We start from the raw sequence: 13,106 nt of genomic DNA, 5'->3' as shown, positions 1-13,106 counted from the left end.
GGCGGCAGGCGCGGCCGCTGCAGCGTCGCCCGACGACGCCGCTGCCGGCGCGCTGGTGCCGCCCGAGCCGCCGCGGAAATCGGTGACATACCAACCGGAACCCTTGAGCTGGAAGCCCGCGGCAGTCACCTGCTTGCGAAAGGCATCCTTCCCGCATTCCGGGCATTGCGACAACGGCGCGTCGCTCATCTTCTGGAGCACGTCCTTCGCGAAACCGCACGCTTCGCATCGATAGGCGTAGATCGGCATGATATTTTTCCCGCAGAAACTGGAAACGGCTTGCAAAACCTTGAATTATAGCCGAAACCTCGGCGCGCCCCGGCAACCGGCGCGACATCGGGGCCTCAGCGGCGGTGCCACGTCAGCCAGCGCTCGTGCCCTTCGAATACGGCCAGCGAATCGGCCACCGGCAAATCGTCGACCAGTTCGAAGTGCGGCGCGAGCAGCGCGTCGAGTTCGTCGCGCCTGATCCCGAACGGCGGCCCCTTCGGCTTGTCCATCACGAAGAAGTAGCCGGCCAGCAACGCGCCCTTCGGCAGCAGCGCGGCCATCTTCGCCGCGTAGTCGGCGCGCCGCGCCGGCGGCAGCGCGCACAGGAACGCGCGCTCGTAGACCCACTGCACGTCGAACGGCGGCCGGTACGCGAAGAAATCGGCCTGCTCGACCACGTCCGCGTGCGCGCCGAGCTGCGCCTTCGCGGCCGCCACCGCCTGCGCGGCGAAATCGATCGCGCGCACCGGCCAGCCGGCCCGCACGAGCCAACCGGCTTCCTGCGCGCTGCCGCAGCCGGGAATCAGCACCGCGCACGGCCCGAGCCGCGCCGCGAACGCGCGAAAGCCTTCCGGCACGCCGCCGAATTCCCACGGCGTCACGCCGCGCGCGAAGCGCTCGTCCCAGAACGATGCGTCGCCCGGGTCGCGCGTCGAGAAATCGGCGGCCGTCGGCGCAGTCGGTTGTTTCGGGTCGGACATCGCCGTGCTCCTTTCGGTCACGCGCCGTACGCGAGCGCGAGCAGCACGCGCGCGACGAGCGCCCCGACGCCGACGGCGAGGCCGAAGATCAGCAGCGCCTGCAGCAGCCGGTTGGTTCGTTTCTGCTCGACGAGGATCTGCCGCATCAGGTCCTCGCTCGCCGCGCGCGGCGCGTTGTGGCGCGCGGCCATCGCATGGTGGATCAGGCGCGGCAGCTGCGGCAGCGTCTTGCTCCACTGCGGCGCCTCGACCTTGAAGCGCTCGTACCAGCCGCGCAGGCCGATCTGCTCGGTCATCCAGCGTTCGAGGTACGGCTTCGCGGTCTTCCACAGATCGAGCTCGGGGTCGAGCGAGCGGCCGAGCCCCTCGACGTTCAGCATCGTCTTCTGCAACAGCACGAGCTGCGGCTGGATCTCGACGTTGAAGCGGCGCGACGTCGAGAACAGCCGCATCAGCACCTGGCCGAGCGAGATGTCCTTCAGCGCGCGGTCGAAATACGGCTCGCACACCGCACGGATCGCGCTCTCGAGCTCCTCGACGCGCGTCTCGGGCGGCACCCAGCCCGATTCGAGGTGCAGCGTCGCGACGCGATGGTAGTCGCGCTTGAAGAACGCGAGGAAGTTCTGCGCGAGGTAGTTCTTGTCGAAGTCGGACAGCGCGCCGATGATCCCGAAATCGAGTGCAATATAGCGGCCGAACGTGTCCGGCGCGAGACTCACCTGGATGTTGCCCGGGTGCATGTCCGCGTGGAAGAAGCCGTCGCGGAACACCTGCGTGAAGAAGATCTCGACGCCCTCGCGCGCGAGCTTCTTGATGTCGACGCCCGCCGCGCGCAGCGTCTCGACCTGGCTGATCGGCACACCGGTCATGCGCTCCATCACGAGCACCTGCGACGTCGAGAAATCCCAGAACATCTCCGGCACGAGCAGCAGGTCGAGGCCCGCGAAGTTGCGGCGCAGCTGGCTGCCGTTCGCGGCCTCGCGCATCAGGTCGAGCTCGTCGTGCAGGTACTTGTCGAATTCGGCGACAACCTCGCGCGGCTTCAGGCGCCGCCCGTCGGCCCACAGGCGCTCGGCCCACGTCGCGATGTCGCGCATCAGCGCGAGATCGGAATCGATCACCGGCAGCATGTTCGGGCGCAGCACCTTGACGGCGACCGCCTTGCCCGCGTGCTGGCCCTGCTTCAGTTTCGCGAAATGCACCTGCGCGATCGACGCGCTCGCGATCGGCTCGCGCTCGAATTCGTCGAAGATCTCGTCGACCGGCGCGCCGAGCGACTTCTCGATGATCGCGATCGCGACCGACGAGTCGAACGGCGGCACCTGGTCCTGCAGCTTCGCGAGCTCGTTCGCGAAGTCGACCGACAGCAGGTCGCGACGCGTCGACAGCACCTGGCCGAACTTCACGAAGATCGGGCCGAGGCTTTCGAGCGCATGGCGCAGCCGCACCGCGGGCGGATCGGAATAGCGGCGGCCGATCGTCGTGATGCGCAGCAGCAGCTTCACGCGGCGATCGTCGATCCGGGACAGCATCACCTCGTCGAGGCCGAAGCGGATGACGGTGTAGAGAATCTTGATGAAACGGAAAATGCGCATGCCCTGCGGCCCCTCAGTGCGCGCCGCGCGGGCCTGTACCCGCGCGCGCGCCGATTTTTTGTTCGAGTCGCTCGACCCGCTTCTCGACCCGCGCGAGCGCGTCGCGCGCGCGCGCCAGTTCGGCGTCGAATCCCCCGAGCGACGCGCGCCGGACAACTTGCGGGTTCTCGTCGAGCCAGTACTCGGCGATGGAATCGAGCACGTTGCGGCCGGTGCGGCGCGCACGCGCGCCGGCGTCGCGCACGACCGTCGCGATCCGGTGCGCCGCCGCGTCGCCGACCAGCTTCGCGAGATCCTCTTCCGGTTCCCAGCGCAGGTGCTCGGCCAGCTTCGCGATCTGGGTCGCGAACTCCGCGTCGCCCTCGATCTTCACGTGCTTCATCACGGCTGCCTGGCCGCCCTGCACGAACGCGGCGACCGTGTCGCCCGCGAGCGCGATCGACACGTCGACCTGTTGCGCATCGTGCGCGTCGACCGCCGACAGATAACCGTCAGGCTGCACCAGCAGCGTGAGCGTGACGGGCGGCACGTCGATTCGGGCAGTCTTGCCCGCATAGGGAATCAAGCGGTCGCGCGCCCATGATTCGCGCGCGAGCAGGTGATTGACGGCAGCAGCAAAAGGCTTGGCGGCAAAGGTCATCGGCTGGGAAAGAAAAAACCCGCGCGGGCCGGGCGCCCACGCGGGTTTCTATTGTAACGTCGGATCGACGGCAGACCGTGCCCGACCACACACCCGGGCGGCAAGCGGTCGCAGTGCGACGCGCAGGCCGCCGGCTGCGCTCAGTGCGCGTTCAGCTGCTGGATGCCCGCGAGCAACCAGCCCTGCCCGCCCGACTTCGACAGGTTCCACACCTCGTCGAACGGCTCCGCCGGCGCATTCGCCGATTCGCGGATCAGGCCGTGGAAGCGTACGCTCGCCGACTGCTCGATGCCGCGATCCTCGACCGCGACCAGCTCGGCGTCGAGCTGCACGACGTCGGTCTGGTTCGCTTCGTTGCCGCGCGAATCGAGATCGATCTTGATCTCCGCGAACATCTCGGGCGTCGTGAACTCGCGGATGTCGGCCAGGTTGCCCTGATCCCACGCGGCCTGCAGTCGCACGAAGTAGACCTTCGCGCTACGCAGGAACGCGTCGGCGTCGAAGCCGGCCGGCAGTTGCAGCGGTGCGGCCGCCATCGCGCCCGCTGCGGCGCCCGCCGCCGGCGCACCGCCGCCGAACACGCGCTGCGCTTCGTTCGCATAGTTGCTGCCGCTGCCCGAGTAGTTGCTCGTGCTGCCCGGCTGGAACGACGGGCTCTGCGAGTAGCCGCCCGACGACGATGCCGAGCCGCCGACCGAATACGCAGGCTCCTGCGGACGACGGCGATTCATGAACTTGCGCACCAGCCAGATGCCGACCATCGCGAGCAGCGCGATCACGATCAGGTTCGACATCATGCCGGCGAACGCCTCGCCGAGGCCGAAGTGCGACAGCAGCGCCGCGATGCCGAGACCGGCCGCGAGACCGGCGATCGGCCCGAGCCAGCGCGAGCGGTTGGGCTGCGCGGCCGGCGCCGGCGCGGCCGGGTTCGCGCGCTGCGCCTGCGACGGCGCGGCCTGCTGCATCGACTGCTGCGCGGGCGGCGTGGCCTGCCGCTGTGTGACGGTGGAGTTCTGGCGGCCGATGCTGCGCCCGCCGCCCATGCGCCTGGCTTCGGCGTCGAGCGATGCGAACGTGCCGGCCGTGAGCAGGCCAACCATCAACAGCGTGCCGACCCGTCGAGCCCACGGCTTCGACGGCTTGCTACGGTTGAACAACGAACGCGATTCGGACATCAGCATCTCCAGATGTAAGACAAATGTATGGAAAGAACCCCTTAGTACTTGGTTCCGAGGTGTAAAGCTACCACGCCACCTGACAAATTGTAATATTTGACGGCGTCGAGGCCCGCTTGTTCCATCATCGTCTTCAGCGTGTCCTGGTCGGGGTGCATCCGGATAGATTCAGCAAGATACCGGTAACTGTCGGCATCTTTCGCGAATTTGTCGCCAAGCCACGGTAATACTTTGAAAGAATACAGATCGTACGCTTTTTTCAGCGGATCCCAGACTTTCGAGAATTCCAGCACCATCACGCGGCCGCCGGGCTTCGTCACGCGGCGCATCTCGGCGAGCGCGGCGTCCTTGTGCGTCATGTTGCGCAGCCCGAAGGCGACCGTCACCACGTCGAAGTAGTTGTCCGGAAACGGAATTTTCTCCGCGTCACAGAGCAGCGACGGCGTGACCACGCCCTTGTCGAGCAGCCGGTCGCGGCCGACGCGCAGCATCGATTCGTTGATGTCGGTGTGCCAGACTTCGCCGCTCGGGCCGGCCGCCTTCGCGAACGCCTTGGTCAGGTCGCCGGTGCCGGCCGCGATGTCGAGCACCTTGTAGCCGGGGCGCACGTTCGCCTGCGCGATCGTGAACGCCTTCCATGCGCGGTGCATGCCGGCCGACATCAGGTCGTTCATCAGATCGTAGTTGCTCGCGACCGAATGGAACACGCCCGCCACTTTCTTCGCTTTATCGTTTTCCTCGACGGTTTCGAAGCCGAAGTGGGTTTTGCTCATCGCGTTGATCCTCAGTAAATGGCAAGACGGCGCCGTACGGGCGCCGTCGATTTCAGTGGCAGTGGCCGTGCGGCGCGCTCGCCGCCGGCATCGGCGCATCGCGCTCGACGCCCGCCGCCTTCAGTTTGTCGAAATAGTCGCGCCATAGCGCATCCTGCTGCGTCGCCAGTTCGTACAGCAGGTCCCACGAGTAGATGCCGGTCGAATGGCCGTCGGAGAAGGTGGGCTGCAACGCGTAATTGCCCACGCCCTCCAGCGCGGTGATCGTCACCTCGCGCTTGCCGGTCTGCAGCGTTTCCTGGCCGGGCCCGTGGCCGCGCACCTCGGCCGACGGCGAATACACGCGCATCAGCTCGAACGGAATCCGGTAGCTGTCGCCGTTCGGGTACTGCAATTCGAGCACGCGCGACACCGCGTGCACGACGACGCCGGACGGAATCGGCGTCGTGGAAGTCAAACCGCTCATGGCTGCCTCGAATCGGTCATGCGTTGAATTTCCTCGCGCACCGCATTGTGCAGCAGCGAGGCCTGCGCGGCGCGCGTGCGCAGCAGCGCCTCGGACACGCTGCGCTGGCGCGGCGCCCAGACGGGCTGCGGGAAATGGGCGTCGTTCGAAAAGCGCGGGATCACGTGCCAGTGCACATGCGGCACCATGTTGCCGAGGCTCGCGAGATTCACCTTGTTCGGCTGCATCACGCGGCGCACGGCCCGCTCGACCGCGTAGACCACGCGCATCAGATGTGCCCGCTCGGACTCGCCGAGATCGGAGAACTCGGCCACGTGCGCGCCCCAGATCACCCGGCAGAAGCCGGGATAGTCGTGCTCGCCCGTCGCGAGGACGACGCGCAGCACGTCGTCCCGCCAGAGCACCTCGCCGCCGTCTTCACGGCAAAACACGCATTCCATCGTCGCTCCCATGTGGACGGGCGCCGGCTGCAACGCCTGCGCCCGCGCCCTCCCCGGGCGTCGTCATGCCCGCATTAGACCAGCACGCGCTCGATCCCGCCATGGTTTGCACGTGCGACATAATCGGCCATCCAGTTCTCGCCGAGCACCTGGCGCGCGATCTCGACGACGATGTAGTCGGCCTCGAGGTTCGCGTCCTCGCTGTAGCGCGACAGACCCTGCAGGCACGACGGGCAGCTCGTCAGGATCTTCACGTCCGGGCCGTTCGCGGCGGCCGGCGCCGGTGCGCCGCCGGCCACGACCGGGATGCTGCGCAGCTTCGCGGCGCCCTTGCGGATCTCCTCTTCCTTGCGGAAGCGGACCTGCGTCGACACGTCCGGACGCGTGACCGCGAGCGTGCCCGATTCGCCGCAGCAGCGGTCGTTCTTCTCGATCCGGTAGCCGCCCTTCTCCGAGCCCATCAGCTCGTTGACGAGCTTCACCGGGTCGATCGTCTTGATCGGCGTGTGGCACGGGTCGTGATACATGTAGCGCGTGCCGGTGACGCCGTCGAGCTTCATGCCCTTCTCGAGCAGGAACTCGTGGATGTCGATGATCCGGCAGCCCGGGAAGATCTTGTCGAATTCGTAGCCCGCGAGCTGGTCGTAGCAGGTGCCGCACGACACGACCACCGTCTTGATGTCGAGGTAGTTCAGCGTGTTCGCGACGCGGTGGAACAGCACGCGGTTGTCGGTGACGATCTTCTCGGCCTTGTCGTACTGGCCCGCGCCGCGCTGCGGATAGCCGCAGCACAGGTAGCCCGGCGGCAGCACCGTCTGCACGCCCGCCTCCCACAGCATCGCCTGCGTCGCGAGACCGACCTGCGAGAACAGGCGCTCGGAGCCGCAGCCCGGGAAGTAGAACACCGCTTCCGAATCGACGGTCGTCGTCTTCGGGTTGCGGATGATCGGCACGATCTTGTTGTCCTCGATGTCGAGCAGCGCGCGCGCCGTCTTCTTCGGCAGGTTGCCCGGCATCTTCTTGTTGACGAAGTGGATCACCTGCTCGACCACGGGCGGCTTGCCGGTCGTCGCGGGCGGGTGCTGCGTCTGCTTCGTCACGACTTTCTTCAGCATGTCGTTCGCGAAGCGCTGCACCTTGTAGCCGACGCCCATCATCACGCCGCGCGCGGCGTTGATCGTCTGCGGATTGGTCGCGTTCAGGAAGAACATGCCCGCGGCCTGGCCCGGGTTGAACTTCTTCTTGCCCATCTTGCGCAGCAGGTTGCGCATGTTCATCGTGACGTCGCCGAAGTCGATCTTCACCGGGCACGGCGTCGCGCACTTGTGGCACACCGTGCAGTGGTCGGCCACGTCGTTGAACTCGTCCCAGTGCTTGATCGACACGCCGCGGCGCGTCTGCTCCTCGTACAGGAACGCCTCGACCAGCAACGAGGTCGCGAGGATCTTGTTGCGCGGGCTGTACAGCAGGTTCGCGCGCGGCACGTGGGTCGCGCACACCGGCTTGCACTTGCCGCAGCGCAGGCAGTCCTTCACCGAATCGGCGATCGCGCCGATGTCGGACTGCTGCATGATCAGCGACTCGTAGCCCATCAGCCCGAAGCTCGGCGTGTACGCGTTGCGCAGGTCGGCGCCGTCGAGCAGCTTGCCCTTGTTGAAGCGGCCGTTCGGGTCGACGCGCTGCTTGTACGCGCGGAATTCGGCGATCTCGTCGTCGGTCAGGAACTCGAGCTTCGTGATGCCGATCCCGTGCTCGCCGGAAATCACGCCGTCCAGCGAACGCGCGAGCGTCATGATGCGCGCGACCGCCGCGTGCGCGTCCTGCAGCATCTCGTAGTTGTCGGAGTTGACCGGGATGTTGGTGTGGACGTTGCCGTCGCCCGCGTGCATGTGCAGCGCGACGAACACGCGGCCGCGCAGCACGCGCTTGTGGATCGCCTGCGCTTCGTCGAGGATTTGCTTGAACGCGCCGCCGTTGAAGATCGCGCGCAGTTCCGCGCGGATCTCCTGTTTCCACGAGATCCGCACCGTGCGGTCCTGCGTGACGTGGAACACGGTCGCGCCCGGCTGCTCGTCCGCGCGATCCGCGAATTTCTCCGCGAGCGCCTCGTAGCCGAGCTGCACCAGATAGTGCTGCGCCTCGCGCAGCGGCTGGTCGAGCCGGTCGCGCACGAATTCCCAGCGCGCGCGCACGCGCTTGAGCAGCTCGAGCGCCTGCTGGACACGGTCCTCGAGCAGTTCGGCGCTCGGGATCTCGTTCGCGTCGTCGGTCTTGCCGAGCGGCAGGTTGCCGGCGCGGAAGAACGCGTCGAGCGCGTCGATGAGCTGCAGCTTGTTCTTCAGCGACAGCTCGATGTTGATCCGCTCGATGCCGTCGGTGTACTCGCCCATCCGGTTCAGCGGAATGACGACGTCCTCGTTGATCTTGAACGCGTTCGTGTGCTTCGCGATCGCGGCCGTGCGGCTGCGGTCGAGCCAGAAGCGCTTGCGCGCCTCGGCGCTGACCGCGACGAAGCCCTCGCCGCTCTTGCCGTTCGCCATCCGGATCACTTCGGACGTCGCGTGCGCGACCGCATCGGCGTCGTCGCCGACGATGTCGCCGATCAGCACCATCTTCGGGAAGGCGTTGCGCTTGCTCTTGGTCGCGTAGCCGACCGCGCGCAGGTAGCGCTCGTCGAGGTGCTCGAGGCCGGCGAGGATCGCGCCGCCCTGCTTCGAGGTCTCGAACAGGTAGTCCTTGATCTCGACGATGCTCGGGATCGCCTCGCGCGCCTGGCCGAAGAACTCCAGGCAGACGGTGCGCGTATGCGCGGGCATCTTGTGCAGCACCCAGCGCGCGGACGTGATCAGCCCGTCGCAGCCTTCCTTCTGCACGCCCGGCAGGCCCGCGAGGAACTTGTCGGTGACGTCCTTGCCGAGCCCTTCCTTGCGGAACCGGCGGCCTTCGATCTCGAGCATTTCGGAGCGCAGCAGCTTCTCGCCCGGCGCGTACGCGCCGTCGAACCACTTCAGCTCGAAGCGCGCGACCGCGATGTCGTGGATCTTGCCCTGGTTGTGCTCGTGGCGCGTGACCTCGAGCCAGTTGCCGTCCGGGTCGACCATCCGCCACCAGGCGAGGTTGTCGAGCGCGGTGCCCCACAGCACGGCCTTCTTGCCGCCGGCGTTCATCGCGACGTTGCCGCCGATGCACGATGCGTCGAGCGAGGTCGGATCGACCGCGAACACGTAGCCGGCCGCCTCGGCCGCCTCGGTCACGCGGCGCGTGACGACGCCCGCGCCGGAGAAGATCGTCGGCACCTTGTGCGCGACGCCCGGCAGCTCGGTCAGTTCGACCGCGCCCAGTTGCTCAAGCTTCTCGGTATTGATCACCGCGGAGAACGGCGTGAGCGGCACCGCGCCGCCCGTATAGCCGGTGCCGCCGCCGCGCGGGATCACGGTCAGGCCGAGCTCGAAGCAGGCCTTGATCAGCGCGGCGATCTCGGCTTCGGTGTCGGGCGTCAGCACGACGAACGGGTACTCGACGCGCCAGTCGGTCGCGTCGGTCACGTGCGACACGCGCGACAGCCCGTCGAAGCGGATGTTGTCCTTCTGCGTGCAGCGGCCGAGCGCCTTGGTCGCGCGGCGGCGCAGCTCGGCCATCTTGTCGAATTCGTCCGCGAACTCGTCGACCGCGCGCTGCGCGGCCGCTTCGAGCGCCTCGACGCGCACCGCGCGCTCGCGGCCCGCGTCGTCGTGGTGCTCGGTCAGGTCGGCGCGGCGGCGCTTGCCGATTTCGGTCAGGCGGTGGTTCAGCGCCTCGATCAGCAGCGCGCGGCGCTTCGGGTTGTCGAGCAGGTCGTCCTGCAGGTACGGATTGCGGCGCACGACCCAGATGTCGCCGAGCACCTCGTACAGCATCCGCGCCGAGCGGCCGGTGCGGCGTTCGGCGCGCAGCTCGTCGAGCACCGACCACGCCTCTTCGCCGAGCAGGCGGATCACGATCTCGCGGTCGGAGAAGGACGTGTAGTTATAGGGAATCTCGCGCAGTCGGGGCGCGGGGTCGGCGGCGACGGCAGCGGCCGCGCCATGCGGATCGAAAACTTGTGGTGCGTTCATGTTCGGACGACTCGGAGGGCCGATACACCGTGCACGGGCGTCGGCAAGCGCGTGGGCGCAATCTTGGGGAAATCTGTTCTGTTACCAGGCGCGCGACTGTCCTGCATCGGGCCGGAGCGGGCAGGGATTCGCCACTCCGGGACGGCGACAGGGCCTGGCGGCACTCGGAGCCATCAGCACGATCGCGCGCGGCGCGCATGCCGTTCCGCCGCGGGATGGGCTGCGCGCGGCGACGGCGTCAATTCGGCGATCCGAGGGTGCCTCTGCATCTTCCGATCCTTGATTCAAAACGGAATTCTAACCCATGATCGCAACACGCGTGACACGCCGGACAGCCCGTGGGGCTATCCCGCGAAGCCGCGCCAGGTCTGGCTCGCCGCGATTTCGCCTGATCATTCGCCGCCCGGCCGGTCGGTAACCGGGCGGTTAAACCGGTAAAAAACGCCGTGCCGGACGTCCGGACGGCGCCGCCGCCGCACCTGCCGGCGCCGCGCATGCGGCACGCCGCTTGCATGCGGCGGGACCCTTGGCGCTATCATTGATCCTTTACCGTCTGCTTCCGCACCGCACGCGAGCCCCCATGGCCTCCCACGATTACCTGAAGAAAATCCTCACCGCGCGCGTCTACGACGTCGCGATCGAGACGGAACTCGAACCCGCCCGCAACCTGTCGGCCCGGCTGCGCAACCCCGTGTACCTGAAGCGCGAGGACAACCAGCCGGTGTTCTCGTTCAAGCTGCGCGGCGCGTACAACAAGATGGCGCACATTCCGGCCGACGCGCTCGCGCGCGGCGTGATTACGGCGTCGGCCGGCAACCACGCGCAGGGCGTCGCGTTCTCGGCGGCCCGGATGGGCGTGAAGGCGGTGATCGTCGTGCCCGTCACGACGCCGCAGGTGAAGGTCGACGCGGTGCGCGCGCACGGCGGCCCGGGCGTCGAGGTGATCCAGGCGGGCGAATCGTACAGCGATGCATACGCGCACGCGGTCAAGGTGCAGGAAGAGCGCGGCCTCACGTTCGTACACCCGTTCGACGATCCGTACGTGATCGCCGGTCAGGGCACGATCGCGATGGAGATCCTGCGCCAGCACCAGGGTCCGATCCACGCGATCTTCGTGCCGATCGGCGGCGGCGGGCTCGCGTCCGGCGTCGCCGCGTACGTGAAGGCGGTGCGCCCGGAGATCAAGGTGATCGGCGTGCAGGCCGAGGATTCGTGCGCGATGGCGCAGTCGCTCGAGGCCGGCAAGCGCGTCGAGCTGGCCGAAGTCGGCCTGTTCGCGGACGGCACCGCGGTGAAGCTCGTCGGCGAGGAAACTTTCCGGCTTTGCCGCGAATACCTCGACGGCGTCGTGACGGTCGACACCGACGCGCTGTGCGCGGCGATCAAGGACGTGTTCCAGGACACGCGCAGCGTGCTCGAGCCGTCCGGTGCGCTCGCGGTGGCCGGCGCGAAGCTGTATGCGGAACGCGAAGGGATCGAGAACCAGACGCTGGTCGCGGTCACGTCCGGCGCGAACATGAACTTCGACCGGATGCGCTTCGTCGCGGAACGCGCGGAAGTCGGCGAGGCGCGCGAAGCGGTGTTCGCGGTCACGATTCCCGAAGAGCGCGGCAGCTTCAGGCGCTTCTGCTCGCTGGTCGGCGACCGCAACGTCACCGAGTTCAACTACCGGATCGCCGATGCGCAGTCCGCGCACATCTTCGTCGGCGTGCAGATCCGCCGCCGCGGCGAATCGGCGGAGATCGCCGCGAACTTCGAGTCGCACGGCTTCAGGACGGTCGACCTGACGCACGACGAGCTGTCGAAGGAGCATATCCGCTACATGGTCGGCGGCCGCTCGCCGCTCGCGCTCGACGAGCGCCTGTTCCGCTTCGAATTCCCCGAGCGGCCGGGCGCGCTGATGAAGTTCCTGTCGTCGATGGCGCCGGACTGGAACATCAGCCTGTTCCACTACCGGAACCAGGGCGCGGACTACAGCTCGATCCTCGTCGGGCTGCAGGTGCCGCAGACCGATCGCGCCGAGTTCGAACGCTTCCTCGCGGCGCTCGGCTATCCGTATGTCGAAGAGAGCGCCAACCCGGCGTACCGCCTCTTCCTGTCGTAAAGGCATCACGCAATGAATCCTGAACACTCCCCGCTCGGCAAGGCGACCGTCTACGCATCGCAATACGACGCGTCGCTGCTGTTCCCGATCCCGCGCGCGGGCGCGCGCGAGCAGATCGGCATCACGGCGGCGCTGCCGTTCTTCGGCACCGACATCTGGAACGCGTACGAGCTGTCGTGGCTGAACGCGCGCGGCAAGCCGCAGGTCGCGGTCGCGACCTTCTACGTGCCGGCCGAATCGCCGAACATCGTCGAATCGAAGTCGTTCAAGCTGTATCTCGGCTCGTTCGCGCAATCGCGGTTCGATTCGGTCGACGCGGTGCGCGACGTGCTCAAGCGCGACGTGTCGGCCGCGTGCGGCGCGAGCGTGTCGGTGCAGCTGGTGTCGCCGCACGACTTCCGCAAGCTCGAGATGGACGAGCTCGATGGCTTGTCGCTCGACCGGCTCGACCTCGATGCCGACGTGTACGAACCCGACCCGTCGCTGCTGTCGGCCGCCGAAGACGAAGCGCCAGTCGAGGAAACGCTGGTGTCGGACCTGCTGAAGTCGAACTGTCCGGTGACGGGGCAGCCGGACTGGGGCAGCGTGCAGATCCACTATGTCGGGCCGCAGATCGATCATGCGGGGCTGCTGCGCTACATCATCTCGTTCCGCAATCACACGGGCTTTCACGAGCAGTGCGTCGAGCGGATCTTTCTCGACATCCTGCATCGCTGCAAGCCGGTGAAGCTCGCGGTGTATGCGCGGTATACGCGCCGCGGCGGGCTCGACATCAATCCGTTCCGGACCAACTACAACCAGCCGATGCCGGATAACGCGCGGACGGCGCGGCAGTGAGGGTGGGTGAA

11 protein-coding genes are annotated in these 13,106 nt (G+C 67.3%); 2 read left to right on the top strand and 9 right to left on the bottom strand.

All coding sequences use genetic code 11. From position 1 onward, the window contains the following. The 9 genes from BST28156_RS28765 to BST28156_RS28725 all read right to left on the bottom strand — a co-directional run. Window positions 1–249 (bottom strand): FmdB family zinc ribbon protein (locus BST28156_RS28765; RefSeq protein ID WP_174904010.1); only part of this gene is annotated, 249 nt, incomplete at its 3' end. Window positions 250–344: 95 nt separating this feature from the next. Continuing rightward, complete coding sequence (locus tag BST28156_RS28760; RefSeq protein ID WP_174904009.1) at window positions 345–971, bottom strand: class I SAM-dependent methyltransferase; 627 nt, start codon at window positions 969–971, stop codon at window positions 345–347. Between the two features lie 17 nt (window positions 972–988). Then, the gene (ubiB, locus tag BST28156_RS28755) at window positions 989–2,566 is read right to left on the bottom strand and encodes a ubiquinone biosynthesis regulatory protein kinase UbiB (protein ID WP_009692409.1); all 1,578 of its coding nucleotides are present in this window, start codon (window positions 2,564–2,566) and stop codon (window positions 989–991) included. Window positions 2,567–2,579: 13 nt separating this feature from the next. Next, window positions 2,580–3,206 (bottom strand): ubiquinone biosynthesis accessory factor UbiJ, encoded by a 627-nt coding sequence (locus BST28156_RS28750; protein WP_009692410.1) that lies wholly within the window; start codon window positions 3,204–3,206, stop codon window positions 2,580–2,582. Between the two features lie 140 nt (window positions 3,207–3,346). After that, complete coding sequence (locus tag BST28156_RS28745; protein ID WP_174904008.1) at window positions 3,347–4,381, bottom strand: Tim44 domain-containing protein; 1,035 nt, start codon at window positions 4,379–4,381, stop codon at window positions 3,347–3,349. A gap of 41 nt (window positions 4,382–4,422) precedes the next feature. Beyond that, window positions 4,423–5,154 (bottom strand): bifunctional demethylmenaquinone methyltransferase/2-methoxy-6-polyprenyl-1,4-benzoquinol methylase UbiE, encoded by a 732-nt coding sequence (gene ubiE / locus BST28156_RS28740; RefSeq protein WP_060240708.1) that lies wholly within the window; start codon window positions 5,152–5,154, stop codon window positions 4,423–4,425. 52 nt (window positions 5,155–5,206) lie between these two features. Then, window positions 5,207–5,620, bottom strand: a complete 414-nt coding sequence (locus tag BST28156_RS28735) for a gamma-butyrobetaine hydroxylase family protein (protein ID WP_060240707.1) — start codon at window positions 5,618–5,620, stop codon at window positions 5,207–5,209. Next, the gene (locus BST28156_RS28730) at window positions 5,617–6,060 is read right to left on the bottom strand and encodes an HIT family protein (RefSeq protein WP_174904007.1); all 444 of its coding nucleotides are present in this window, start codon (window positions 6,058–6,060) and stop codon (window positions 5,617–5,619) included. The genes BST28156_RS28735 and BST28156_RS28730 overlap by 4 nt, the downstream gene beginning before the upstream one ends. Before the next feature lie 74 nt (window positions 6,061–6,134). Then, entirely contained in the window at window positions 6,135–10,154 is a 4,020-nt protein-coding gene (locus BST28156_RS28725; RefSeq protein WP_174904006.1) for a DUF3683 domain-containing protein, read from the bottom strand. A gap of 580 nt (window positions 10,155–10,734) precedes the next feature. Here BST28156_RS28725 and ilvA point away from each other — a divergent pair. Continuing rightward, the gene (ilvA, locus tag BST28156_RS28720) at window positions 10,735–12,258 is read left to right on the top strand and encodes a threonine ammonia-lyase, biosynthetic (protein ID WP_174904005.1); all 1,524 of its coding nucleotides are present in this window, start codon (window positions 10,735–10,737) and stop codon (window positions 12,256–12,258) included. Window positions 12,259–12,270: 12 nt separating this feature from the next. Beyond that, on the top strand, window positions 12,271–13,095 hold the full coding sequence (queF, locus tag BST28156_RS28715) for an NADPH-dependent 7-cyano-7-deazaguanine reductase QueF (protein WP_060240704.1): 825 nt from the start codon (window positions 12,271–12,273) through the stop codon (window positions 13,093–13,095). The last annotated feature ends 11 nt before the right edge of the window (window positions 13,096–13,106 follow it).

This window comes from Burkholderia pseudomultivorans (assembly GCF_902499075.1).
GTDB classification, from domain to species: domain Bacteria; phylum Pseudomonadota; class Gammaproteobacteria; order Burkholderiales; family Burkholderiaceae; genus Burkholderia; species Burkholderia pseudomultivorans.
The sequence above is the reverse complement of the archived record's forward strand: the minus strand, read 5'-3'. Positions and strand labels throughout refer to the sequence as shown.

Bases quoted from the DNA above. Each gene is read 5' to 3' on its own strand.
- BST28156_RS28745 (WP_174904008.1), bottom strand. From the start codon at position 4,381: ATGTCCGAATCGCGTTCGTTGTTCAACCGTAGCAAGCCGTCGAAGCCG.
- BST28156_RS28760 (WP_174904009.1), bottom strand. From the start codon at position 971: ATGTCCGACCCGAAACAACCGACTGCGCCGACGGCCGCCGATTTCTCG.
- ubiB (WP_009692409.1), bottom strand. From the start codon at position 2,566: ATGCGCATTTTCCGTTTCATCAAGATTCTCTACACCGTCATCCGCTTC.
- ilvA (WP_174904005.1), top strand. From the start codon at position 10,735: ATGGCCTCCCACGATTACCTGAAGAAAATCCTCACCGCGCGCGTCTAC.
- queF (WP_060240704.1), top strand. From the start codon at position 12,271: ATGAATCCTGAACACTCCCCGCTCGGCAAGGCGACCGTCTACGCATCG.
- BST28156_RS28725 (WP_174904006.1), bottom strand. From the start codon at position 10,154: ATGAACGCACCACAAGTTTTCGATCCGCATGGCGCGGCCGCTGCCGTC.
- BST28156_RS28735 (WP_060240707.1), bottom strand. From the start codon at position 5,620: ATGAGCGGTTTGACTTCCACGACGCCGATTCCGTCCGGCGTCGTCGTG.
- BST28156_RS28730 (WP_174904007.1), bottom strand. From the start codon at position 6,060: ATGGAATGCGTGTTTTGCCGTGAAGACGGCGGCGAGGTGCTCTGGCGG.
- BST28156_RS28750 (WP_009692410.1), bottom strand. From the start codon at position 3,206: ATGACCTTTGCCGCCAAGCCTTTTGCTGCTGCCGTCAATCACCTGCTC.
- ubiE (WP_060240708.1), bottom strand. From the start codon at position 5,154: ATGAGCAAAACCCACTTCGGCTTCGAAACCGTCGAGGAAAACGATAAA.